The sequence below is a fragment of the Gordonia sp. L191 genome, assembly GCF_030077625.1.
Classification (GTDB): domain Bacteria; phylum Actinomycetota; class Actinomycetes; order Mycobacteriales; family Mycobacteriaceae; genus Gordonia; species Gordonia polyisoprenivorans_A.
This window is the reverse complement of the sequence record NZ_CP125996.1, coordinates 3,642,331-3,667,257: the sequence shown is the minus strand read 5'-3', so window position 1 is coordinate 3,667,257 and position 24,927 is coordinate 3,642,331. Positions and strand designations below refer to the sequence as shown.

Here is a 24,927-nt window from a genome sequence, read left to right as displayed (position 1 = left end):
GCGCAGCGTGGCAATCATCGAACAGGTGGGCGCTCGTGAAATTCTCGACTCGCGCGGTAATCCCACTGTCGAGGTCGAGGTGCTGCTCGACGACGGCACCTTCACCCGGGCCGCGGTTCCGTCCGGTGCATCGACCGGCGAACACGAGGCGGTGGAGCTGCGCGACGGTGGCGATCGCTACAACGGCAAGGGCGTCACCAAGGCCGTCGAGAGCGTTCTCGGTGAGCTGGCCCCCGCGGTCATCGGCATCGACGCCGAAGAACAGCGCCTCGTCGACCAGGCGCTCCTCGACTGCGACGGCACCCCCGACAAGGGCCGCGTCGGCGCCAACGCGATCCTCGGTGTCTCGCTCGCGGTGGCCAAGGGCGCTGCCGAATCGGCCGGGCTGCCGCTGTTCCGCTACGTCGGCGGACCCAACGCGCACATCCTGCCCGTGCCGATGATGAACATCATCAACGGCGGTGAGCACGCCGACAACGGCATCGATTTCCAGGAATTCATGATCGCGCCGGTCGGTGCCCCGACCTTCAAGGAAGCGCTGCGCTGCGGCGCCGAGGTCTACCACGCGCTCAAGTCGGTCCTGCACAAGCAGGGTTTGAACACCGCACTCGGCGACGAGGGTGGTTTCGCTCCCGATCTGCCCAACACCGAGGCCGCGATCGCGGTCATCGGCGAGGCCGTCGAGAAGGCCGGCTACGGCTTCGGCCGTGACGTGGTGATCGCGCTCGACGCCGCGTCGACCGAATTCTTCTCGGGCGGCGTGTACAAGCTCGAAGGCAAGGACTTCTCGTCCGACGAGATGGTGCCGTTCTACGAGAAGCTCATCACCGACTTCCCGATCGTCTCCATCGAGGACGGTCTGGCCGAGGACGACTGGGACGGTTGGGCCAAGCTCACCGAGGCCATCGGCGACCGCGTGCAGCTCGTCGGCGACGACCTGTTCGTCACCAACCCCGAGCGGCTCGAAGAGGGCATCTCCAGGGGCATCGCCAACGCGCTGCTGGTCAAGGTGAACCAGATCGGCAGCCTCACCGAAACCCTCGACGCCGTCACGCTGGCGCACAACAACAGCTACAAGACGATGATGAGCCACCGGTCCGGTGAGACCGAGGACACCACCATCGCCGATCTCGCCGTGGCCTGCGGCTGCGGTCAGATCAAGACCGGTGCGCCCGCTCGCAGCGAGCGTGTCGCCAAGTACAACCAGCTGCTGCGCATCGAAGAGGGCCTCGGCGACGCGGCACGCTACGCCGGAGACCTTGCCTTCCCACGGTTCTCGTTCGGTTCGTGATTAGCTAGGGCCCATGGCCGATGCCGATGGGCGTTTCAACTCCGAGCGCGACGGGCGTCGGCGGGCGAAGCGATCCACCAGGGATCCGCGTTCGGCCGAACGCGCCCGTCGTGCCCCTCGTCGCTCCGCGTCGTCGTCGCGTCGTACCCCGGTCTCGGTGATCGAGACCGGGGAACAGGAGATCCATCGCGACGACGTCGACCTGGTCGACGAGATCGACGCCGACGCAATCCCCTCCGACGACGCCCCCCGACGGGCATCGTCGCGGGGGAGTCGTACGCCACGCCGGCGCCCCACCATCGCCGACTCGGTCGTGGCGCGAGTGCGCGGACTCGACGCCAAACGTGCGGTGATCATGGCGCTGGTTGTCGGTGTGGTCGCCATCGCTCTGGCACCGTCGCTGCGCAACTACTATCAGGGCCGCTCGGAGTACAACCAGGTCGTCGCCTCCAACGAGCAGCTGCGCCAACAGGTGACCTACTACCAGAAGAAGGTCAACGAGCAGGGCGATCCGGCGTACAAGGAGGCCCAGGCGCGGGAGCGATTGGGCATGGTCCGGCCGGGTGAGACCGGATTGGTCATGATGTATCCGGGCGACGCCGGCAAGCAGGCCGCCGAACAGGCCGCGCAGAAGCATGCGGCCAACCCCTGGTACAGCAACCTGTGGGAAACGGTGGCCACGCCACCCGACGGCCGGTGACCGGCGTTTTCTCTCCGTCGCCCCGCGGCGGCTACTGTGACCACTCGTGAGCATCTCCTCCGACGATCTGGCAGTTGTCACCGCCCAACTCGGCCGCGAGCCACGCGGGGTGATCAAGGTCAGTTACCGCACCCCCGACGGTATTCCGGCCGTCATCAAGACCCGGCCACGGTTACCCGACGGCACACCGTTCCCCACGCTGTACTACCTGACCGATCCACGCTTGACGTCGGAGGCGAGTCGACAGGAATCGGCCGGTGTCATGAAAGACATGACCGCGCGGCTGGCGACCGACGAACAGCTGGCTGCCGCCTATCGCGCCGCACACGAGTCCTATCTGGCCGAGCGCGATGAGATCGATTCTCTCGGAACGGATTTCACCGGCGGCGGGATGCCCGACCGGGTCAAGTGTCTGCATGTGCTGATCGCGCATTCGTTGGCCAAGGGGCCGGGGGTGAATCCGCTCGGTGACGAGTCGGTGGCTCTGGCCGCGCAGGCCGGATTGCGTGGAACCGCCATTCCGGCCGACTGGCCGTCGGCGCCCATCGACGAGAACGGAGATGTCGGATGAGTGTGGTCGCCGCGGTCGACTGCGGTACGAACTCGATTCGCCTGCTGGTCGCGAAGCCCGGTGACACGACACCGCTGACCGACATCCACCGGGAGATGCGGGTGGTTCGTCTCGGTCAGGGCGTGGATGCGACGGGGCAGTTCGCCGACGAGGCTATCGAGCGCACCCGCGTGGCCCTCGCCGACTACGTCGAGGTGATGGTCGGGGCCGGCGTGGAGAAGGTGCGGATGGTCGCGACGTCGGCCACCCGCGACGCCGCCAACCGGGACCGGTTCTTCGCGATGACCGCGGAGTTACTCGGGTCCGTGGTGCCCGGGGCGGTTGCCGAGGTCATCACCGGCGACGAGGAAGCGCAACTGTCATTCCGCGGGGCCGTGGGAGAACTGCCCGCCGATCAGGGGCCGTTCGTGGTGACCGACCTCGGTGGCGGCTCGACGGAGGTTGTCGTCGGGGATGCCGACGGTGTCACCGCTGGCTTCTCCGCCGACGTCGGCTGCGTGCGCGTCACCGAACGCGCACTGCCCTCCGACCCGCCCACCGCCGAGGAGGTCGCCGCCGCGCAGGGGTTCATCGCGGAGCGACTCGCCGAGGCGTTCGCTGTGGTCGACGTCTCGTCCGCGCGCACCTGGGTTGGGGTGGCAGGAACCCTGACGACGCTGTCGGCACTGCATCTCGGTCTCGCCGAATACGATTCCGACGCCATTCACCTGTCCCGGGTGGGGCGTGACGATCTCGATGCGGTGTGCCGACGACTGGTCGGCATGACGCGTGCCGAGCGAGCCGCGCTCGGCCCCATGCACCCGGGTCGCGTCGATGTCATCGGCGGAGGATCACTGGTGACGATGGAATTGGCCCGGCAGTTGGCGCAGCGCGCCGGGATCACCGAACTCGTCGTCAGCGAGCACGACATCCTCGACGGCATCGCGCTGGGTTTGCTCGACTAGTAGCCCGGCGCCTCGCCGACAGCGCCCGGGATTCTGCCGACGGCGCTCGTCAGTTCGCCGACAGCGCCCGGGATTCTGCCGACGGCGCTCGTCAGTTCGCCGACAGCGCCTGGGTCAGATCAGCGTGAGGTGTTCGCCAGATCCGGGTTGCGCAAAGAGATGTTGTTGCAGGCCTCGCAGACGGTGTCGGGGATGATCCCGTTGCGCTGCAAGAAGCCGAAGACCACGCAGCCCAGGCAGAAACCGAGCGCGAATTCCAGTGTGGCAGCGACGATCAGGACGCCGACGACGATCTGGGCCGCGAGTCCGTAGCCGAGCAGGCTCAGCACGAGCGCGGTGGTGCTGAAGGCCAGTCCGATGCCCTGGGCGAACCGCTTCGGGGGTCCGGGGACGAGCTTGGTCTTGCGCCAGATCTTGGGGGCGATGACCCGCACCGAGAGTTGGCCGAACGGCGACAGCTTGGGCCCGGACGCGACGCGCAGCGCGAACCCGATCGCCAGCACAGCGTAGAGCGCCCAGTGATTGACGACGACTGCCACGATCGCAAGCGCCACCACCAGACCCGCGGTGGATCGCGCCGCGTAATCATTCACCGGGTTGGGGAAGGTGAACACCGAACGCACCGACACAAGATCCTCCTCTGACGTCCTCAACAGGACGAAGCTACGCGACGGACCGTCCGGGGTCACGGGTTGGGCTCACAGCGAATGAAACCGAGGCGTGCGGGCGCTGTCGGCGTACTGGAGGGCGCTGTGGGTGAGCTGACGGGCGCTGTCGGCGTACTGGAGGCGCTGTCGGCGATATGGCGGGCGCTGTCGGTCACTCCTCGACGGGTGCGACCGGAGCCTCCATGGTGCCCTCGAGAGTCGCGCCATCGATGTCGTCGGCGTGACGGTCATCGGCACCGGAGTCCGGATCTGACTCGTCGAGATCCTGCGGCACCACCGGTGCCTCGAACGACCCTTCGAGGTTGAGCGGTCCTCGGTCCGACGTTGCCGACTCCTCGATCGCGGGAGCGTCGACGGAGTCCTCGGCATCGAGAGCGCCCTCGTCGTGGTCGTCGGCGATTTCGGCGTCGATGACGTGGTGCGACTCGTCCGCCTTGGCGCGTTGCGCCGCCTCCCGCATCTCGAAGCCGTCGGTGACGATCTCACCGATCTCCCGGGCCACACCGGCCACGGCGCTGGTGATGATGGTGGCGATCTGGCCGACATGGGTGGCGGTGGACTCCACCAGTTCCTGGATCAGATCCTTGTTGCGTTCGATGCGATCGACCACGGTGGATTCTCCTCGCTGGGTCGTGCGGGATGGTGACGCGCGCGGACGGCAAAGCCGAACGGGCGGCATCGACGGTGTGATTCCGACGATACCGCCCGTCTCGGGGCGACGCGATGGCTTGCTCAGGCGACCTCGGCCGGCTTGTGTCGGTCGATGATGACCTTCAGATCGTCGTCATCGCGGGTCATGAAGTTCGGCAGCGACAGCTTGGCGATCTTCTTCCATGTCGACCCGAGCTGATGGCTCAGCGACCCGGTGTTGTACGGCAAACCGTAGCGCTCGCACACCTCGCGTACCTCGGCCGACATCGCCGGATACCGGCTGGCCGGGATGTCGGGGAAGAGGTGATGCTCGATCTGATGCGACAGGTTGCCACTCATGATGTGGAACAGCTGGCTGCCGGTGATGTTGGCCGAGCCCAGCATCTGCCGCAGATACCACTGGCCGCGTGTCTCGTCGGCGCATTCCTCGGCGGTGAAAGTCTGTGCACCGGTGGGGAAGTGACCGCAGAAGATGATGGAGTACGCCCACACGTTGCGCACCAGGTTGGCGGTCGCGTTGCCGAGCAGGGTCGGCACGAACATCGGGCCGCTGAGGGCGGGGAAGACGACGTAGTCCTTGAGAACCTGTCGACTTGCCTTGCGCCACATGCCCTTCACGAGGCCTTTGATGTCGCTCCACTTGCGCTTGCCGGCGACGATGTTCTCCGCCTCGAGATCGTGGAGCATCACGCCCCACTCGAACAGCAGCATCAGCGCGGTGGCGTAGCCGAGGTTGCCGAGATAGTAGGGGTTCCACTTCTGATCACGTGCCATCCGCAGGATGCCGTAACCGATGTCGCGATCCTCGCCGAGGATGTTGGTGAAGGTGTGGTGCAGATAGTTGTGGCTGTGCTTCCACTGATCGGCTGGACACACGTTGTCCCACTCGAATTCGCGAGAGTTGTAGGTGTCCTCACGCATCCAGTCGTACTGGCCGTGCATGACGTTGTGGCCGATCTCCATGTTGTCGAGGATCTTCGAGACCGACAGGGCGCCGACACCGGCGACCCACGCGGGCGGGAAGAACCCGAGGAACAACAGTGCGCGCCCGGCGAATTCGAGTCCACGCTGCGTACGGATGATCGAGTACAGGTACTCGCGATCCTTGGTACCGAGATCGGCGACCACGCGGGCCTTGATCTCGTCGAGCTCGCGGCCGAGTTGTTCGACCTGTGCGTAGGAGAGCCGCACGGTGTTGGGGTCTGCAACCTTGCGCAGCGCGAGCGGCGCGGCGGTCTCGGTCTCGGGTGTCTCGGTTTCGGGGGGAAGGATGTTGGTTGCCATGGGTGTCATACCTCGATTTCGACGTCGCCGACGGGTGCGTTGATGCACAGCTGGATCTGGGTGTCGGATTCGGTATCGGTCTCGCCGGTCAGCACGTTGCGGGTGCAGCCCGACTTCTTGATTGCGGTGCAGGAAAAGCAGATCCCCATCCGGCAGCCGGACTCGGGGCTCAGCCCCGCCGACTCGGCCTGGTCGAGGATCGTGCGACCGTCGTTGGTCGCCGAGGTGCCCGACGCGGTGAAGCTCAGTTCACCGTGGACGGGCTCATTGGGATCGATGGCCGCCGGCACGGCGAGGGTGAAGGCCTCGCTGTGCACACGGGCGTGCGGATGGGCGGTCTCGTAGTGGTCGAAGACCGCGTCCATCAGGGTCGCCGGCCCGCAGACGAAGACGTCCGCATCGTCGTGGTCGGCGATGCCCTCGAGGTGCGCGCCGGTGAAATGTCCGATGACGCCCTCGTCCATCCCGGCGTCCTCGGTACCGCGGGTGTAGTGCAGTCGCAGGTCCAGGTGAGGATGGACCGCGGCCAATGCGGTCAGTTCGGCGCGGTAGGCGAGGTCCGACGGTGTCCGGGCGTAGTGGACAAAGGTGACCGGCTCGTCATAGCCATTCGCAACGAGCGTACGCAGCATTGAGAGTGCAGGTGTAATGCCGCTACCGCCGCTGATGAACACCGGCGCACGTACCCCCTCGGCAGGCAGGACGAAGTCGCCTGCAGCCTGCGAGAGGCCGTAGACGTCGCCCACCGCCGCGGTCTTGCGCAGGTATCGCGAGACCAGTCCGTCGTCGTGTGCGGTGATGGTCAGTTCGACGGTGCCCTCGGGTCCCGCGGCAGCGTTGGCGGGGGAGAAGCAACGGGTCTGGCGCACGCCCTCGACCACCACGCTGAGCTGGATGAATTGACCTGCCTCGTGTCCTTGCCACTGGCGCGTGGGGGCGAGGGTGAGCCGGACCGTTCGGTCGGTCGGACGCTCGACGCGGATCACTCGGGCGCGTAGGTCACGCCAGGTCAGCATCGGGTCGACCAGTTCGAGATAGCGGTCGACCGGATGCGGGGACATGGTCGCCTCGATGATTGAGGAGAACACTTCGGGAAGGCGGATGCTCATGGGGGCTGGCTCCGTTCGTCTCACTCCGATGAGTGAACATCTGTACTCCGAACAGTGTGGCACGATTCCGGCCCGATCCGTCAAGGGATTGACGCGGTCCGTGATCGTGTCACAGCCCGCAACCTGATGTGAGTGACAACACAGTGGTCGTCGAAGCGGGCGCAGCAATGATGAGGGTGAGGTCAGGTTCAAGTGGCGGTGTAGCGTCGGACACACCCGGAGGAAGGAACTCTGACGTGAGCCAGGCGCCGACAACGCTGTTCGTGGCCAACCGAGGTGAGATCGCGCTGCGGATCCTCCGAACGGCGTCGGAGCTCGGCCTGCGCACCGTCGCCGTGTACTCCGTCGACGACGCGGACGCCCCGCATGTCAGAGCGGCCACCACGGCCGTCGCACTACCCGGTACCGGGCCCGCCGCCTACCTCGATGCTTCGGCACTGGTGTCGGCCGCCGTCTCCGCCGGTGCGACGATGGTTCATCCCGGGTACGGATTCCTCAGTGAAGATGCCGACTTCGCCGACGCGTGCCGTACCGCCGGGCTCCGATTCGTCGGCCCGGATTCGCGCGTCCTGCGCACGTTCGGCGACAAGGCCGCTGCCCGGGACGCGGCGGTATCGGCGTCGATTCCGGTGCTCGATGCGACCACCTCCGGCATCGACGAACAGCAGGCTGCACAGTTTCTGCGGGCACATCCCGCCGGGATCATGCTCAAAGCCGTCGCCGGTGGAGGGGGACGGGGCATGCGTCCGGTCACCATCCCGGCCGATCTCCCCGCTGCGTTTCGCGCGTGCACCGCCGAAGCTCGGATGGGCTTCGGCAACGCCGCGTTGTTCGCCGAGGAACTGCTCACGGGTGCGCGCCACATCGAGGTCCAGGTCGTTGCCGCTCCCGCCGCGGACGGCACGGTGCGGGCACTCGCGCTCGGCGACCGGGACTGCAGCGTGCAGCGCAGACGGCAGAAACTGGTCGAGATCGCACCGGCACCGGACCTCGACGACGGGATCCGGCACGGCATCCACCGCGCCGCGGTCGTGCTGTGCGCCGCCCAGGACTTCCGTGGCCTGGCGACCGTCGAATTCCTGCTCGCCGCCGAGAGATTCGTCTTTCTCGAGGTCAATCCCCGCATCCAGGTCGAACACACGGTGACCGAAGAGGTGACCGACGTCGATCTGGTGGCCACCGCGCTTCACATCGCCGCCGGCGCCACCTACGAGGAACTCGATCTGCCTGCCGGTATTCTCGCCACGGCCGACGGTGTGAGCGGCACTGTGGCACAGGCGCGCGGCGTGGCGGTCCAGGCGCGGGTCAACGCCGAGCGGATCGGCGCCGACGGCACCACGACCCCTGATTCCGGCGTGCTGAAGGTCTTTTCGGCGCCGACCGGCCCCGGAATCCGCGTCGACACGCACGGCCGGCCGGGTCTGACGCTGAGTCCGCGGTTCGATTCCTTGCTGGCCAAGGTGATCGCCCACACCCGCTCCGACGACGTCGCCGTCACCGCCCGCAAACTCGACACGGCATTACGCGACTTCACGATCGGTGGCGTCGAGACCACCATCGATCTGCTCCGGGCCGTACTGGCGGCCAAGGAATTCGGGACCGCCGCACTGACCACGGACTTCGTCGAACAGAATATGGCCGAATTGAGCTCGGCCGCAGACCAGTTCGCCGGCGAGCGTGCGAAAGCGGCGCCCGCGGGCGACATCCCCGCCCACACCGACATCAGCATCGGCACCGACGAGCGGGTGATCACCGCCCCGATGGCGGGCGTCGTCGTCTCCACTCCCGCCACCGATGCCACGGCGGCCGGCGGCGAGGCGCTGGTGATCCTCGAGGCGATGAAGATGGAGCACGTCGTCACCGACCCACACCCTGTCGAGATTCGACGCAGTCTCATCGACCAGGGCCAATCCGTCAGCGCCGGAACGCCTTTGCTGGTGGTCACCGACGCCGACCACGACGACGCCGACGTGAACGCGACCGCCGCGGACCCCGACCACATCCGTCCCGACCTGGCCGAGGTGATCGCTCGCCACGCCGTCACGCTCGACGAGGGGCGTCCCGATGCCGTTGCCAAGCGACACCGGCGCTCGCGCCGCACCGCCCGGGAGAACATCGCCGACCTCATCGATCCCGACAGCTTCACCGAGTACGGGGCGCTGGCCCTCGCGGCCCAACGCACCCGCCGCAGCGAAGCGGACCTCATCGCCAACACCCCCGCAGACGGCCTCGTCGGCGGGGTCGCGACGATCGGCGCCGACCGCTTCGGCGCTGCCGCCGCGGAGGCCGTGGTGATCTCCTACGACTACACCGTCCTCGCGGGCACGCAGGGCATGCGCAACCATGTGAAGACCGACCGGCTGCTGGAGGTGGCCCGGCGCAAGCGGATTCCGCTCGTACTCTTCGCCGAGGGCGGCGGTGGGCGGCCCGGCGACACCGACGCCCTCGGCGCCGCTGGGCTCGAACTCGACACCTTCCGGTCGATGGCGGGCCTGCGCGGGGCGGTGCCGACGGTGGCCATCGTCTCCGGCCGCTGCTTCGCCGGCAACGCCGCACTCGCCGGCGCCTGCGACGTCCTCATCGCCACTCCCGACGCCAACATCGGCATGGGAGGACCGGCGATGATCGAAGGCGGTGGTCTCGGGGTATTCGCTCCCGAAGAGATCGGACCGGTCGACGTGCAGACCCGCAACGGCGTCATCGACGTGCTCGCGCGCGATGAAGCCGACGCCGTGGCCGCCGCACGGAACTACCTGTCCTACTTCCAGGGTGACCTCGACCGATGGGAAGCACCCGATCCGCGATCGGCGCGACACGCCGTCCCGGAGAACCGCCTGCGCGCCTACGACATCCACTCCGCCATCGAATCGATCGCCGACGTCGGATCCGTGCTGGAGCTACGACCCGTCTTCGGCCGCGGCATCGTCACCGCGTTGATCCGGGTCGAGGGGGTGGCCTATGGGCTGCTGGCCAATTCCAGTCGACACCTCGGGGGAGCGATCGACGCCGAGGCCGCCGACAAGGCCGCCGAATTCCTGACGCTGTGCCAGGCACACGGACTGCCCCTCGTGACGCTTTGTGACACACCGGGTTTCATGGTCGGTCCGGAGTCCGAGGAGCAGGCGACGGTACGTCGATTCGGCAACTTCTTCGCCGCCGGTGCGCGATTGACCGTACCGTTCGGCACCGTGATCCTGCGCAAGGGTTACGGGCTCGGCGCGATGGCCATGGCCGGCGGGTCGTTCCACGCACCGGAATTCACCATCGCGTGGCCGACCGGGGAGATCGGCGGTATGGGCCTCGAAGGTGCGGTACGTCTGGGCTTTCGCAAAGAACTCGACGCCGTCTCCGACCCCGCCGAACGGGAGTCCCTGTTCGCTGATCTCCTCGCGAAGGCCTACGAGCACGGGAAGGCGTTGCACTCGGCCACCACGTTCGAACTCGACGACGTGATCGACCCGTCGACCACCCGGCACTGGATCCGTCAACTCGGGCGATCACGTTGAGTTCAGATGACGGGGAGACCCCAGTTACTCGCGAAAGGCGAACCGAATGACAATGCTCCCGGATCTGCACGGCCGCACGGCCCTGGTCACCGGCGCCTCGCGGGGGATCGGTTCGGCTGCGGCCGCAGCACTGGCCGCGGCGGGCGCCAATGTGGTGGTCACCTCACGCAAACCCGACGCCGCGCGGGCCGCTGCGGAGGCGATCGGCCCGAACGTCCTCGGCATCGCCGCCCATGCGGCGGAGGAGGATCAGGCCCGCGCCTGCATCGACACCACCCTCGAACACTTCGGATCGCTCGACATCCTGGTCAACAATGCCGGCACGAATCCCGCATACGGGCCACTCATCGCCCAGGATCACGGGCGATTCGCCAAGACGATGGACGTGAACCTGTGGGGCCCGATCCTGTGGACCGGGCTGGCCGTCCGGGCGTGGATGGGCGAGCACGGCGGATCGGTGATCAACACCGCATCCATCGGCGGTCTCGGTCACGAGCCGGGTATCGGCATGTACAACGCGTCCAAGGCGGCATTGATCTACGTGACAGGGCAATTGGCACTGGAACTCTCACCGCAGGTCCGGGTCAACGCCGTGGCCCCCGGGATTGTGCGAACGCGTCTGGCCGAGGCGCTGTGGAAGGAGCACGAAGCCGAGGTCTCCGAGGCCACCGCGCTCGGACGGATCGGCGAACCCGCCGATGTCGCCTCGGCCATCGTGTTCCTCGCCTCCGACGCCGCGTCGTGGATGACCGGCGAGATCATGACCGTTGACGGCGGGCAGCACCTCGGCGACGCGGCACCCTATCGCGCCCTCGGCGACGTACGCCGCTGAACAGATTCCCCTCCAGTTCGACCCCGACGGAGAGGACCCCCGTGGACACCGACGTCGACGACGTGGCCGTAGATCTACGCGCCCGTGTGAGCAGGCTGCTGGCCGAGCACGATCCGGCCACCACGCCCGAACGAGACTTCCTGGCCGCACGATTCGATGCCGGGCTGGCCTGGGTGCACTTCCGCCCCGGTGACGGTGGACTGGGGATCGCGCAGAGCCACCAGGCCCTGGTCGATGAGCTACTCGCTGCCGCCGGCGCACCCGGACCGGCCAAGTCGCGCAACGGCATCGGTCTCGGCATGGCGGCGCCGACCATCGCGGCGCTGGGGACCGAGGAGCAGCGGCGCCGCCTGCTGCGGCCGCTCTACCTCGGCGAGCACATCTACTGCCAGTTGTTCAGCGAGCCCGGAGCCGGCTCGGATCTGGCGGCGGCGGCCACGCGCGCCGTGCCCGACGGCGACGGCTGGATCGTCAACGGACAGAAGGTCTGGACCTCGAGTGCGCACAATGCCCAGCGCGCCATCCTGGTCGCCCGCACCGATCCGTCGGCGCCCAAACACGCCGGCCTGACCTACTTCATCGTCGACATGAGTGATCCCGGGATCGAGATCCGGCCGCTACGGCAGATCGCCGGCGAAGCCGAGTTCAACGAGGTGTTCCTCACCGACGTCCGCATCCCCGACACCGACCGGATCAGTGAGGTCGGCAACGGGTGGCGGGTGGCGACGACGACGCTCAACAACGAACGGGTCGCCATCGGCTCGGGCGCACCGCGCGAGGGCGGCATGATCGGAAAGCTCACGCAGCGCTGGCGCTCCCATCCGGAGGTTCGGGATCCGGCGAAGCTCGACACGTTGATGCGGTTGTGGGTCGATGCCGAGGTCACCCGCCTCACCGGGGAACGTCTGCGTCAGCAGCTCGCCGCCGGACAGCCGGGCCCGGAGGGTTCGGCGATGAAGCTTGCCTTCGCCCGGCAGGCGCAACAGATCTCCGGGTTCGACCTCGAGATCGCCGGCGAGGACGGATTGCGCTACGACGAGTGGGAACTGCGCCGCCCCGAGACCGTCGACTTCACCGGACGCGACACCGGCTACCGATATCTGCGCGCCAAGGGCAACTCCATCGAGGGCGGCACCTCGGAGATCCTGCGCAACGTGGTCGCCGAACGGGTGCTGGGCCTACCGCCCGAACACCGCGTCGACAAGGACATCGCCTGGAAGGACCTGCCCCGATGAGCGCACCTGGCCAGATGACCACACCACCGACCCCGTCGGTGACCGCCGATCTGCAGTACTCCGACACCGAAGAGGCGCTGCGCGATTCGGTACGACGCCTGTTCGCCGACCGGCTGCCCGCCGACGTCGTCGTCAAGGCCTACGAGCCCGACGCGCCCGACTTCGCACAGGTGTGGCGCACGCTGGCCGCCGATCTCGGCCTCGCGGCGTTGCTGATCCCCGAATCGCTCGGTGGCGCAGGCGCTTCCGAACGTGAGGCGGCGGTGGTGTGTGAGGAGATCGGACGAGCCGTCGCCCCGGTTCCGTTCCTGACCAGCGCGATCATCGCGACCGCCGTCCTGCTGCACGCCGGCGACACCGAACTCCTGCCACAACTCGCCCAGGGCACCACGACCGCGGCACTCGCGGTCGGGTGGTCGGCGACCGACCCGCGGCCATCGGTCACCGTCGGTCCCGATGGCGCCGTGTCGGGACGGGTGACCACGGTCGCCGGTGCAACCGACGCCGACGTGCTGATCGTGCCCGCCGACGGTGCCGACGGCGTCGAACTGTATGCGGTGCCCTCTGATTCACCGGGGGTCACGGTGACGCCGGTGCTCGCGCTGGACATGACGCGGCCTCTTGCCGATCTCGAGTTCACCGACGCCCTCGGCCGGCGTGTCGGCTCCGGCGACGGCGGCGACGCGGTACAGGCAGCGCTGCTCACCGGCGCGGCGTTGCTGGCGTCGGAACAACTCGGCGTCGCCCTGTGGTGTCTGCAGACGACGCTCACGTACGTGAAGAAGCGCAGGCAATTCGGGCGACAGATCGGGTCCTACCAGGCCATCAAACACCGGCTCGCCGATCTGTGGCTCGAGTTGTCCTCGGCGGGTGCGGCCGCGCGCTACGCCGCCGACACCGCAGCGCGCGGCGACGCCGACGCCGAGATCGCCGCGCACCTGGCCGCGTCGTACTGCGGCGACGTCGCCGTCCGGGCCGCCGAGGAATGCATCCAACTCCATGGTGGCATCGGCATGACCTGGGAGTATCCCGCCCACCTGTATCTCAAGCGCGCCAAGGCCGACCAGCTCGCGCTCGGCAACGGCTATCACCACCGTGCGCGGCTGGCTGAACTCGTGGCCCTGGCCCCGTCTTCTTCCTGGCGGTAACCGCAGGTGAGAGCGCTTCTCGTGGCTTCGGCGCGCCGTGGACCCGGCACCGCGGGCACGCTGCGATGTCCTAGACTCGCTTAGGTGACCCGGACCCGCCACCCCACCTCGCGTGCCCCGCGGCCCGCGGAACGGGAGAGCCGGGCCGATCGCAAGAACCGCACCCGGCAGGCACTGCTGGAAACCACGCTGGACCTGGTGAGTGAGCGCAGCTTCGCCAGCATCAGCCTGCGGGAGGTCGCCCGCGGCGCGGGGATCGTCCCGACGGCGTTCTACCGACACTTCGCGTCGATGGAGGATCTCGGCGTCACCCTCGTCGAGGATTCGATGCGGATCCTGCGTCGCACACTGCGCGAAGGCCGGCGCGATCTCGCCGCCCGTCAGGCGCTGCCGACCGCACAGAATTCGTTGGCGATCCTGTTGCGCCACGTGCACGAGCACGAGACCGACTACCGCTTCCTGATCCGCGAACAGCACGGCGGGGTCGCCGAGATCCGTCGCGCGATCGACACCGAACTGCGGTTGTTCTCCAAGGAACTCGCCATCGATCTGTCGCGCATCCCGGATCTCTCGCAGTGGCAGCCCCAGGATCTCGAACTTGCCGCCGAACTCATCGTCACCATCATGCTGACCGCGGTGGCCGACCTGCTCGACGGTGAGCACCGCGGACGCGACGCCGAGGCTGACATCGTGCACCGTACCGAGCGGCAACTGGTGATGGTGTTCCTCGGCATGGGGCAGTGGAAGAGCGGGTAGGCAGCGGCGAGTGACGCGCCGGTTCAGGTGGACCGCCGCGTCGAGGGTTTTCACGCACGCCGATTTCAAGGGTGGGCCGCGCCGGCTTCCCGGGTGAAGATGGCCGACGTTGTCGCGCACCGCGTCCTGGGTGCGTCGCGTTCACATGACGAGCAGGAGACCCGTGTCCACCGAGAAGATCGCCGACGAGATCAAGTTCGCCTACTGGGTGCCCAATGTGTCCGGTGGGCTGGTGACCAGTGACATCGAGCAGCGGACCAGCTGGGACTACGAGTACAACGTCAAACTCGCGCAGACCGCCGAGAACAACGGCTTCGAGTACGCGTTGTCGCAGGTCCGTTACGAGGCGTCCTATGGCGCGGAGTTCCAGCACGAGTCCACCAGTTTCAGCCTCGCGCTGCTGCTGGCCACCCAGCGCCTCAAGCTGATCGCCGCCATCCACCCGGGGCTGTGGCATCCGGCCGTGCTCGCGAAGTTCGGTGCGACGGCCGACATCCTGTCGAACGGGCGCTTCGCGATCAACGTGGTCAGTGGATGGTTCAAGGACGAGTTCACCCATCTCGGCGAGCCGTGGCTCGAGCATGATGAACGGTATCGGCGCAGCGCGGAATTCCTCGAGGTGATCCGCAAGATCTGGACCGAGGACAACGTCGACTTCCGTGGCGACTTCTATCGCATCCACGACTTCACCCTCAAGCCCAAGCCGCTCAACACCCCGGAACGCCCGAATCCCGAGCTGTTCCAAGGTGGTAACTCGACCGCGGCCCGCAACAACGGTGGCCGCTTCTCCGACTGGTACTTCTCCAACGGCAAGGACTTCGACGGCGTCACCGAGCAACTCGACGATCTGCGCGCCGTCGCACAGGCCCACGAGCGGGAGGTGCGCTTCGGGCTGAACGGCTTCATCATCGCCCGCCACACCGAGGCCGAGGCCCGCGACACCCTGCGTGAGATCGTCGAGAAGGCGAATCGTCCTGCGGTGGAGGGCTTCCGGTCGGCGGTGCAGCAGGCGGGCAACTCCACCGGCAACAAGACCGGCATGTGGGCCGACTCCTCCTTCGAGGATCTCGTGCAGTACAACGACGGTTTCCGTACCCAGCTGATCGGCACGCCCGAGCAGGTCGCCGAGCGGATCGTGGCCTACAAGCGTCTCGGTGTCGATCTGATCCTCGGTGGATTCCTGCACTTCCAGGAAGAGATCGAGTATTTTGGCGAGCGTGTCCTCCCCCTCGTCCGAGAACTCGAAGCCGCGCAGCGGACCACCGTCGGCTGAGATGAGCCTCACCACTTCCGTGGTGCGGGCCGATCGTGGTGCCGCGCGGCTGGATTCGGCCGCGCGGGCGCGAGCCGCCGCCCACGTCCTCGCCGATCGGTTCGCCTCCGGCGCCGCCGAACGCGACGCGCAGCGACGTCTGCCCCACGAGGAGATCGACGAGTTGTCGGCCAGCGGGCTGCTCGCCATCACCGTGCCCGCCCGATTCGGTGGGCCCGACCTGGCGCCGAGCGTGGTCGCCGACGTGACCCGCATCCTCGCGGCCGCCGATCCCAACATCGCGCAGATCCCGCACAGTCACTTCGTCTATCTGAACCTGTTGCGGCTCGCTGCTTCGGAAGAGTTGGCGCGCAAGCACTTCAGCGCCGTGCTGCGCGGCGGTCGGGTGGCCAACGCGCAATCCGAGCGCGGTGGCAAGACGATCGCCGACATCTCCACGACGCTCGTCTCCGACGGTCCCGGCCGGTTCCGTCTCGACGGCGAGAAGTTCTATGCCACCGGCTCGTTGTTCGCCGACACCCTGGCCGTGCTGGCCCGCCATGACGCCGATGAACACCTCGACGGTGGTGAATACGTGGCGTTCATCCCCGCCGACGCGCCCGGGGTGGAGCTCGTCGACGACTGGGATACCCTGGGGCAGAAGACGACCGGCTCGGGGACGGTGCGGCTGCGGGGCGTCGCCGTCGACGCCGCAGACCTCGTCGCCCGCGCGCCCGCGGTCTCCCGGCCCACCGGATACGGTGCGTTCGCCCAGTTGCTGCACGTCGCGATTGACGTCGGCATCGCACGCGGCGCCCTCGACACCGCTGTCGAGTTCGTGCGCACCAGTGCCCGACCGTGGTTCGAGGCCGGTGTCGAGCGGGCTGTCGACGATCCGTTGCTCGTGCAACGATTCGGTGAACTCGGCGTCGACCTGATCACCGCCGAGGCCACCCTCGATGCCGCCGGGCGTGCGGTCGACCGGGCCACCGGGTTCACCCCGAACGAGGCCGCCACCGCCGACGGCGATGACGCACATGTGGGCGCAGTCGCCGACGCGTCGATTGCGGTGGCCGCGGCCAAGGTCGTCGCCGACCGCGTCGCCACCGGCATCGGATCGGCGCTGTTCGAGGTGGGCGGCACCCGCAGTGCTGCTGCCGGCACCGGCTTGGATCGCTTCTGGCGCAACGCCCGAACGCACACCCTGCACGATCCGGTGCGCTGGAAACTGCAGCACATCGGACGCAAGGTCCTGCGTGACGAGAACCCGCCCGTACACGGTGTCATCTGAGCGAATGAATCGCCGCTGAGACGATCGCGAGGTCGTTCACCCGGACCGCGGACGACGGTCGATTTGTCGGTGTGCACCGTTATGCTCACACCATGTCAACGAGTCGCGTCAACACCCAGTTCGGGCCGTATCGCCTGGACGAGTTGCTGGGTCGGGGCGGGATGGGTGAGGTCTACCGGGCCTACGACATCACCAAGGACCGTGAGGTCGCGCTCAAACTGCTCAACCCCGGCCTCGCCGACGACGCCGTCTACCAACAGCGTTTCCGTCGCGAATCGCATGCGGCCGCGCGGCTCGGCGAACCCCACGTCATCCCGATCCACGACTGGGGCGAGATCGACGGTGTGCTGTTCATCGACATGCGACTCGTCGCGGGGGAGGATCTGCGCGCGCTGTTGCGGCGCGAGCATGCGCTCGCCCCGGCACGGGCGGTCACCATCATCGAGCAGGTGGCCTCGGCGCTCGACGCCGCCCACGCCGACGGTCTGGTGCATCGCGACATCAAACCCGAGAACATCCTCGTCGCGCAGAACGACTTCGCCTATCTCGTGGACTTCGGTATCGCCCACGGTTCCGACGACACCCACCTCACGCAGGCCGGCACCGCCATCGGGTCGATCGCGTACATGGCGCCGGAATTGTTCGACGCCGTCCCGGTGAGCATTGCCAGCGACATCTACGCACTCACCTGTGTCCTCTTCGAAAGCCTCACCGGCCGCGTGCCGCATCCCGCCGACACGATCAGCTCGGCGATCAAGGCCGCGGTCATGTCCCCGCCTCCCGCACCGAGCAGCGTCAACGCCGAGGTGCCCCGGGCGATGGACGCGGTCATCAGCCGCGGCCTCGACCCCGAGCCGACGCGACGCTACGGCAGCGCCACCGAACTGGCGTCGGCGGCCCGTGCCGCATTGACCGGCGAGAGCAGCGACGGCACGACGACGATCGTCCCCACGGCCATGCCCGGACAACCCGGCCCGAACCTGAGCAAGGCTCCGCCAACCGTGCTCGGTGCGGCCGCGGCGAACGACGAGGCGATGCGCGCCACCCAGATCCGACCGTCGGGACCTGTCGGACCGATCGGCCCGGCCGGTGGTGGAAGCACCCTGAATGTGTCGGGGCCCCAAAACTATTCGGGACCCCAGAACTACTCCGGACCCCAGAATCTGTCGGGGCCGCAACAGTTCTCGGGCCCGCAGGTGCCCGGCGGCATGCCCCCGGGGTACCCGCCGTACGGGCAACCCGGCTATGCCGAACCGCGGCGGGACCGTTCGCTGGTCGTCGCGGTCACCGCCGTGATCGTGGTGGCCGTCCTCGGTCTGCTCGGCGTCGGCGCGTACTGGTTGTTCACGCGTAATTCGGGTGACGACTCGACGGCGCAGTCACCGACGACGACCACGATCACCGCGGCCCCACCGATCACCAACCAGCCCACGGTGACCGCCGCGCCGTCGTTCCCGCCCAATGCGGTTCCGTGCGACGCGACGTCGGCGATCGGCTCGCAGGTGACCAGCTGTGCGTTCGCCCAGGCGGTGCGGGATGCGTACAACAATTCGGGTGCCTACGGTCAGTCACGCCCGGTGGTCGCCTACAGTCCGGTCACCGGGCAGGCCTACACGATGGCGTGTGCCCCACAGGGTTCGGCGGTGGTGTGTCAGGGTGGCAACAACGCCGTCGTCTATGTCCTGCCGTGATGTCGGGTCCGAACGGATCGTGGCACAGCGTGCCGCACCGACCGGTGACCGGGAAACGCAGGTGAGGGGAGTGCCGATGGGGAAGCGTCGTGGCCGAGGGGCCGGCGTGTGGGTCGCCGGCGTGGCGCTCGCCGTTGCCGGGGTGATGGTGATGACTGGCTGCGCGACCACGGAGTCGCCGGCACCGCGATCGACGGTCACCGTGTACGCCTCGCCCTCGTCGTCGACCTCGGCCGCGTCGTCGGCATCGTCGACGCAGCCCAGCGCCGGCGCGAATCTCGCTCTGGCCGCCGGATTCCGACGCGTCGCCGCCGGGACGGGACTGCGGGTCGGCATCGCGGTCGCCCCGGTCGGCCCGAACGCGACGGCAAGCCTGCTGCTCGGTGACCGCGATCCCGGTGTGGCGTGGTCGACGATCAAGGTGCCGCTCGCGGTGGCCGCCGAACGCGAGAACGGGACGTCCACGGCGGAGAGCAACGCCATCATCAACTCCGACAACCAAGCGGCCGAACAACTCTGGGCGTCACTCGGCAGCAACACCGAGGCGTCGGCCAAGGTGACCGCTGTACTGCGCGAGGGCGGCAACCCGAACACGGTGGTGCCCTCGCAGCAGTTGCGCTCGGGCTTCACGATCTTCGGGCAGACCCGCTGGACGCTGCCGGATGCGGCGACCTTTGCCGGGCATCTTCCGTGCATGCCGGGCACCGGTCACGTGCTCTCGCTGATGGGGCAGGTCGCCGGCAACCAGCAGTGGGGTGTGGAGATCATGCAGATCCCCAAGTCCACCGCCGTCAAAGGCGGATGGGGGCCGGGCGTCGACGGGGCCTACCTGGTGCGGCAGATCGGCGTCCTCACCTACCGCGACGGTCAGCAGAGCGCGGTGGCGATGAGTGCCGTCGGCGGGTCGATGTCGTCGGGTACCGCGGCGCTCAACGCCCTCGGCAATTGGCTGAACCAGAACATCGCCGCCTTGCCGCGCGGCCGGTGCCGCTGACCCCGACCGCTGACCCCACCACTGATCACCACGAGCTGACGCGCGTCGGCGGCTCGCCCCGGTCGTCGGACCCGCACATTTCCCGGTCACGGCCCGCACACGGTGCGGTCTCGGTTCATCGGCCGGGCAGGCGGCGCTGCTTGGTTGGCCGTTAGAGTTCCTGATGTTAATGAAGTGACTCAGGAGGCGTGTGTGGCGTTGTGGAAGCGTTGGATGGTGGCGTGTGCGACAACACTGGTGGTGGCAAGCGCCGGCCTCGCCGGTGCCGGCGTGGCAGGTGCCGCGCCGCTGCCGTTCCCCGTTCCGGCGATGCCCGCGTTACCGCCGCTGCCCGAACCGCTGCGGACGTGGCTGACCCCGCCGCAGGAGGCGCTGACCAAGTCGTTTGCGCCGTTCCAGAAGTCGCTTGCCAAGACCACCCCCGGTGCGATCGGCCTCGCTCTCGCGCCGGTCGGGTCGGACTCGGTGATCTCGTTGGGCACCTTCACCACAGGACGGGCGTGGTCGACGCTGAAGGTCCCGGTGTCGCTGGCCGCCGAACGTCGGCTCGGCTCGGCGGTGGTCGACGACGAGACCAGGGCCATCACGGTGTCCGACAATGACGCCGCGGGGAATCTCTGGACGCAGCTCGGTCCCGGCGCGACACCGGTCGATGCGGTGACCGCGGTCCTGCGCGAGGGCCACGACCTCAACACCCATGTCAGCTCGCAGCTCGACTCGGCGACGTCCTACCCCGGCTACACCATGTGGGCGCTGGCCGATCAGGCGATCTTCGGGGCACACCTGCCCTGTATGCCCGGTACCGATCGCCTGTTGGGACTGATGAGTGCGGTCGGGCCCAACCAACGATGGGGTGTGGCCAGTCTCGCCCGGACCAACCGGAAGGTGAGCGCCACGGCCGTGAAGGGCGGCTGGGGCCCGGGCACCGGGACGTCGTCGGCGTTCCTGGTGCGTCAACTGGGCATCATCACCGTTCCCGGTGGTCAGGTGGCGGTGTCGATGGCCGCCGTCCCGCGCAGCGGCAAGTTCTCCGATGGCACCACCATGCTCACCAAGATCGGCGACTGGATCGGACGCAATCTCTCCTCCGTCCCGACCGGACGGTGCGGATTGGGCTGAACCCGCGTTCGGGTGCGCTGAATCAGTCCGGCATCGAGTGCCGGCCGGTGCGCGGCGGCGGCTCTGGAGCGCGCCGCGGTGGCGGTTCCGGTGCGCGCCGCGGTGGCGGTTGGTGGATCGGCGACTCCCGAATCGGGGTCTGTGGTGCCGGTGCCTGTCGTGCCGGTGCCTGTCGTGCCGGTGCCCGTCGTACGGGCTCCGGGCGTGGGGATTCGACACGCGACGACGCTGGTCGTGCCGGCGCCGTTCGTGACTCGGTGACGGGGGCTTCGGCGCTGGGGCCATCGGCGGCGGCGCGAGCACCCGACGGCCGTGCGAGGGCCGCAGCTATGCCCGTGGTCAGTGGTACCGACAGCGCGATGGCGATACCGCCGACGAACGATCGCGCCAGCTCGACGGCGACGGTGTCACTGGTCAGCAGTGAACCGAACGGCTGGCGGGCCACCGAGAACAACAGCAACAGCGGCAGAGCGCTACCGGCATAGGCGAACACCAGGGTGTAGACGGTGGACGCGATGTGATCGCGTCCCACCCGCATCGCCGCGCGGAAGGTGGCCAGGCGGCTCGGTTCCCCGGCCGCGGCGAGTTCGAACGCCGCCGACGCCTGCGTGATCGTCACGTCGTTGAGCACGCCGAGCGTGCCGATGATGAACCCGGCGAGCAGTAGACCGCTGACCGAGATTCCTCCCTGGTAGACCTGCAGATTCGTCGTCTGATCGCTGGAGAGTCCGGTGAGGTTCATGGTGGTGATCGACGCCCAGCTCAGCACCGCGGCCAGCAGCAACGACATCAGCGTTCCGAGCAGGGCCGAACTGGTTCGCATGCTGATGCCGTGCGCGAGGTAGAGCACGACGAACAGGATGGCGGCCGAGCTGACCACCGCGACCGCGACCGGCGATTCGCCGTCGAGGATGGCGGGCAGCGTGAAGGCGCCGAGCACGACGAAGGCGAAGACGAGTCCGATCAACGACCGCAGCCCGCGCCATGCGGCGACGAGGATGATCGCGCCTGCGAACAGGATCGCCCACCCGATCGTCGAGGTGGTCCGACCGAAGTCGAAGAACGTGTAGCGCGGTTGGCCGTCGGGGCCGGGGGTGGTGCTCATCCGGATCGCGTCGCCGATGTGCAGGGTGGGCTGGCCGGGCTGCGGGTCGTCGGGCGCGCCGAGGGTTTGCGCGGACGAGTCCGGCCCGCTGCCGGATTGCGCCCGATTGGTGGGTACCTCCAGCAGCGTGTATTTCCCGGAATCGGAGCCGGAGGTGATCGACACGACGCTCTCGATGCACGGGCCGGTGCCCGCGCCGGAGATCGGGATGTCGGCGGTGTCGGCGATCGTGCCGACCATCTGGTTCAGGCAATCACCGCGGGTCTGGCTGACGATCTTTCCGTCGATGGCGTGGATCGCGCCGCCGTCGGCGCCCCGGAACTGTGCGGGGATCGGATGCTCACCCCCCGACGGCCACAGCAGCACGATTCCGGCGATCATCGCCAGCCCGAACACGCTCAGCGCACCGATGACGATGCGTCGCGCCATCGGTGTCAGGTCGGCGGCAATGTCGTTGAGGGAATGGGAGTGACTGTGGCCGTGCCCGTTTCGCGGTGCCCGTCGCCTTCGGGCGGCTTTGTCCGGACTGTCGGGCGTCGCGCCGCGCTCGCTGCTCACCACGCCACCCTATGACGCTGGCGCCGCGTGATGGGCGATAGTCGTCGCCGCCGACGCGCGGAGGGGGACGACTATCGGGTCGGCACCCTTCCACGCGCGGCCGCGCGCACCGAGTCGTCGATGGTCGAGTTCGCGCCGCCGACACGGAACGACGCACCCCGATGGTTGTCGGGGAGCAGATCGCCACGCCCGAACAGCTTGTGACGCAACGTACCCGGAGTGTATTGGCGACGATAGACCCCGCGACGCTCCAGGGCCGGGATGACGTGGGTGACGATGTCGGCGAAGGACCCGGGTGTGACGGCGTAGGCCACGTTGAAGCCGTCGACGTCGGTGTCGTCGACCCAGCCCTGCAGGGCCTCGGCGATCTCATCACCCGATCCGATGAGCACCGGTCCCATTCCGCCGATGCCGCCCCATGCGGCGATGTCGCGGACCGCCCACTCGTGGCCCGATTCGTCTGCCTGGGCGAAGGCGGCGACAGCGGACTGGATGGCATTGCTGTGCACGTTGCCGATGGGTTCGTCGAGATCGTAGGAGGACAGGTCCAGGCCCATCCATCCCGACATGAACACCAGCGACCCCTCGTCGCTGGCGTAGCGCCGATACTCGGCGGCCTTCTCGCGGGCGGCCTCCGGCGTCGAGTCGGTGATGATGGTCAACAAGGTGTAGATGCGGGCGTCGTACGGGTCGCGGCCGGCGGCGACGAGTTCCTCCCGGATCTTCGACACCACTTCGCGCAGAATGGTTTTGGTGGGAGCGGCGACGAAGATGGCCTCGGCGTTTGCCGCGGCGAATCGGCGTCCGCGCACCGACGCGCCGGCCTGGTAGATCACCGGACTGCGTTGTGGGGACGGCTCGGACAGATGGATGCCGGGCACCGTGAAGTGCTCTCCGCGGTGACCGATGTGATGCACCTTGTCGGGGTCGGCGAACACGCCCGCGGCACGGTCACGGCGCACCGCGTCGGGCTCCCAGGAGCCCTCCCACAGTTTGTAGAGGACGGTCAGGTACTCGTCGGCGTGGTCGTAGCGGCTGTCGTGCTCGAGTTGATCGGCGGCGCCCATGTTGCGGGCCGCCGACGGAAGGTAGCCGGTGACCACATTCCAGCCGAGCCGACCGCGCGTCAGGTGATCCAGCGTCGACAACCGTCGCGCGAACGGGTAGGGATGCTCGAATCCCGTGCCGGTGGTGATCCCGAATCCGAGGTGTTCGGTCGCATATGCCATCGCCGACACCAGCAACAGCGGATCGTTGACGGGGATCTGCGCCCCCTGCCGGATCGCGGCCTCGTCGGTACCGCCATAGACGTCGTAGGTGCCGAGGACATCGGCGATGAACAACCCGTCGAATCCGCCGCTCTCCAACAGGATCGCCAGGTCGACCCAATAGTCGAGAGTGTTGTACTCCCACGAGCGGTCATCGGGGTGGCGCCACAGTCCGGGGGATTGGTGCGCAACACAATTCATGTCGAAGGCGTTGAACCGGATCGGACGCCGGTGCAGGGACGAGGCAGAGTCGGACACCCCGCCCATGGTGGGCAAGGCGAGCACCGGTGACCAGGGTTGGGATCGGCGCGAGGCAAAAGTTTGCGCGGGCGTCGACAAGGGTTTCTGCCGTACATGCATGCGCGGAGTGCAATACCGGAGTAGGTGTGGAGGCATGAGAGCCACCGAAGTACTCGCCGACGGATTCGGACGCGTCAAGGAGAACGTGCACGCCGTGCTCGACGGGATCGAGGAGCTACGACTGTCCTGGCAGCCCGCGCCCGGCGCGAACACGATCGCCTGGCTGGTGTGGCATCTCGCACGCGTGCAGGATGCGCAGATCGCCGACGTCGCGGGCACCGATGAGATCTGGACCTCGCAGGGCTGGTACGACCGTTTTGCGCTGCCGTTCCCGCCCGCGGCGAGTGGGTATGGACAGAGCCCCGACGACATCCTCCGCGTCGTCGGACCAGCGGAGTTGCTGCTGGGTTACTACGACGCGAGCCACGACGCCACGATCGAGTACCTTGCCCGTGTCGGCGATGCCGACCTCGATCGGGTCATCGACGACAACTGGGATCCGCCGGTGACCCTGGGGGTGCGGCTGGTGAGCATTCTCGACGACGACGCCCAACACGTCGGGCAGGCCTCCTATCTCCGCGGCCTGAACGTCGACCTGGGCTGACCTTCCGCCCTCTCAACGTTTCGACAGCGCCCTTCCTTACGCCGACGGCG

At 68.0% G+C, this 24,927-nt stretch carries 21 protein-coding genes; 15 read left to right on the top strand and 6 right to left on the bottom strand.

The genetic code is table 11. The features are described from left to right. Positions 1-7: 7 nt before the first annotated feature. Genes eno through QNM97_RS16580 form a run of 4 tightly spaced genes read left to right on the top strand, consistent with a single transcriptional unit; the run spans position 8 to position 3,506 of the window. Positions 8-1,291, top strand: coding sequence for a phosphopyruvate hydratase (eno, locus tag QNM97_RS16595; protein ID WP_283819446.1), 1,284 nt, complete (start codon positions 8-10; stop codon positions 1,289-1,291). Between the two features lie 13 nt (positions 1,292-1,304). Then, positions 1,305-1,991, top strand: coding sequence for an FtsB family cell division protein (locus QNM97_RS16590; RefSeq protein ID WP_283819445.1), 687 nt, complete (start codon positions 1,305-1,307; stop codon positions 1,989-1,991). A 46-nt stretch (positions 1,992-2,037) separates the two neighbouring features. Beyond that, the gene (locus tag QNM97_RS16585) at positions 2,038-2,562 is read left to right on the top strand and encodes a DUF501 domain-containing protein (RefSeq protein ID WP_283819444.1); all 525 of its coding nucleotides are present in this window, start codon (positions 2,038-2,040) and stop codon (positions 2,560-2,562) included. Further along, a complete protein-coding gene (locus QNM97_RS16580) occupies positions 2,559-3,506 on the top strand; it encodes a Ppx/GppA phosphatase family protein (protein ID WP_283819443.1) in 948 nt (315 codons plus the stop codon). Before QNM97_RS16585 ends, QNM97_RS16580 begins: the two co-directional genes overlap by 4 nt. Positions 3,507-3,625: 119 nt before the next feature. On the opposite strand, the gene QNM97_RS16575 is transcribed toward QNM97_RS16580, so the two are convergent. The 4 genes from QNM97_RS16575 to QNM97_RS16560 all read right to left on the bottom strand — a co-directional run bounded on the left by QNM97_RS16575 (position 3,626) and on the right by QNM97_RS16560 (position 7,218). Continuing rightward, complete coding sequence (locus QNM97_RS16575) at positions 3,626-4,135, bottom strand: DUF4395 domain-containing protein (protein WP_208795138.1); 510 nt, start codon at positions 4,133-4,135, stop codon at positions 3,626-3,628. Between the two features lie 190 nt (positions 4,136-4,325). Next, entirely contained in the window at positions 4,326-4,784 is a 459-nt protein-coding gene (locus QNM97_RS16570) for a hypothetical protein (RefSeq protein ID WP_283819442.1), read from the bottom strand. Positions 4,785-4,906: 122 nt separating this feature from the next. Continuing rightward, on the bottom strand, positions 4,907-6,109 hold the full coding sequence (locus QNM97_RS16565; RefSeq protein WP_283819441.1) for a fatty acid desaturase family protein: 1,203 nt from the start codon (positions 6,107-6,109) through the stop codon (positions 4,907-4,909). A 5-nt stretch (positions 6,110-6,114) separates the two neighbouring features. After that, on the bottom strand, positions 6,115-7,218 hold the full coding sequence (locus QNM97_RS16560; protein ID WP_283819440.1) for a ferredoxin reductase: 1,104 nt from the start codon (positions 7,216-7,218) through the stop codon (positions 6,115-6,117). 236 nt (positions 7,219-7,454) lie between these two features. Between QNM97_RS16560 and QNM97_RS16555 the strand changes: the two genes are divergently transcribed. The 10 genes from QNM97_RS16555 to QNM97_RS16510 all read left to right on the top strand — a co-directional run bounded on the left by QNM97_RS16555 (position 7,455) and on the right by QNM97_RS16510 (position 21,042). Further along, on the top strand, positions 7,455-10,724 hold the full coding sequence (locus tag QNM97_RS16555; protein ID WP_283819439.1) for an acetyl-CoA carboxylase family protein: 3,270 nt from the start codon (positions 7,455-7,457) through the stop codon (positions 10,722-10,724). Between the two features lie 52 nt (positions 10,725-10,776). After that, positions 10,777-11,556, top strand: a complete 780-nt coding sequence (locus QNM97_RS16550) for an SDR family oxidoreductase (protein ID WP_502875060.1) — start codon at positions 10,777-10,779, stop codon at positions 11,554-11,556. A 41-nt stretch (positions 11,557-11,597) separates the two neighbouring features. Next, positions 11,598-12,791 carry an acyl-CoA dehydrogenase family protein gene (locus QNM97_RS16545; protein ID WP_283819437.1) on the top strand — a complete coding sequence of 398 codons (1,194 nt, stop codon included), beginning with the start codon at positions 11,598-11,600 and terminating at the stop codon, positions 12,789-12,791. Further along, entirely contained in the window at positions 12,788-13,939 is a 1,152-nt protein-coding gene (locus QNM97_RS16540) for an acyl-CoA dehydrogenase family protein (protein WP_283819436.1), read from the top strand. The genes QNM97_RS16545 and QNM97_RS16540 overlap by 4 nt, the downstream gene beginning before the upstream one ends. Before the next feature lie 84 nt (positions 13,940-14,023). Further along, positions 14,024-14,695, top strand: coding sequence for a TetR family transcriptional regulator (locus QNM97_RS16535; protein WP_283819435.1), 672 nt, complete (start codon positions 14,024-14,026; stop codon positions 14,693-14,695). A 163-nt stretch (positions 14,696-14,858) separates the two neighbouring features. After that, positions 14,859-15,968, top strand: coding sequence for a dimethylsulfone monooxygenase SfnG (sfnG, locus tag QNM97_RS16530; protein ID WP_283819434.1), 1,110 nt, complete (start codon positions 14,859-14,861; stop codon positions 15,966-15,968). A gap of 1 nt (position 15,969) precedes the next feature. Beyond that, positions 15,970-17,238 (top strand): SfnB family sulfur acquisition oxidoreductase, encoded by a 1,269-nt coding sequence (locus tag QNM97_RS16525; protein WP_283819433.1) that lies wholly within the window; start codon positions 15,970-15,972, stop codon positions 17,236-17,238. 92 nt (positions 17,239-17,330) lie between these two features. Beyond that, entirely contained in the window at positions 17,331-18,929 is a 1,599-nt protein-coding gene (locus tag QNM97_RS16520) for a serine/threonine-protein kinase (RefSeq protein ID WP_283819432.1), read from the top strand. A gap of 76 nt (positions 18,930-19,005) precedes the next feature. Further along, entirely contained in the window at positions 19,006-19,923 is a 918-nt protein-coding gene (locus QNM97_RS16515) for a serine hydrolase (RefSeq protein ID WP_283819431.1), read from the top strand. 192 nt (positions 19,924-20,115) lie between these two features. Then, positions 20,116-21,042 (top strand): serine hydrolase, encoded by a 927-nt coding sequence (locus QNM97_RS16510; RefSeq protein WP_283819430.1) that lies wholly within the window; start codon positions 20,116-20,118, stop codon positions 21,040-21,042. Between the two features lie 22 nt (positions 21,043-21,064). On the opposite strand, the gene QNM97_RS16505 is transcribed toward QNM97_RS16510, so the two are convergent. Then, positions 21,065-22,708 carry a YibE/F family protein gene (locus tag QNM97_RS16505; RefSeq protein WP_283819429.1) on the bottom strand — a complete coding sequence of 548 codons (1,644 nt, stop codon included), beginning with the start codon at positions 22,706-22,708 and terminating at the stop codon, positions 21,065-21,067. Between the two features lie 68 nt (positions 22,709-22,776). Continuing rightward, the gene (locus tag QNM97_RS16500) at positions 22,777-24,240 is read right to left on the bottom strand and encodes an LLM class flavin-dependent oxidoreductase (RefSeq protein ID WP_283823229.1); all 1,464 of its coding nucleotides are present in this window, start codon (positions 24,238-24,240) and stop codon (positions 22,777-22,779) included. Positions 24,241-24,367: 127 nt separating this feature from the next. Between QNM97_RS16500 and QNM97_RS16495 the strand changes: the two genes are divergently transcribed. Continuing rightward, on the top strand, positions 24,368-24,877 hold the full coding sequence (locus tag QNM97_RS16495; RefSeq protein WP_283819428.1) for a mycothiol transferase: 510 nt from the start codon (positions 24,368-24,370) through the stop codon (positions 24,875-24,877). The last annotated feature ends 50 nt before the right edge of the window (positions 24,878-24,927 follow it).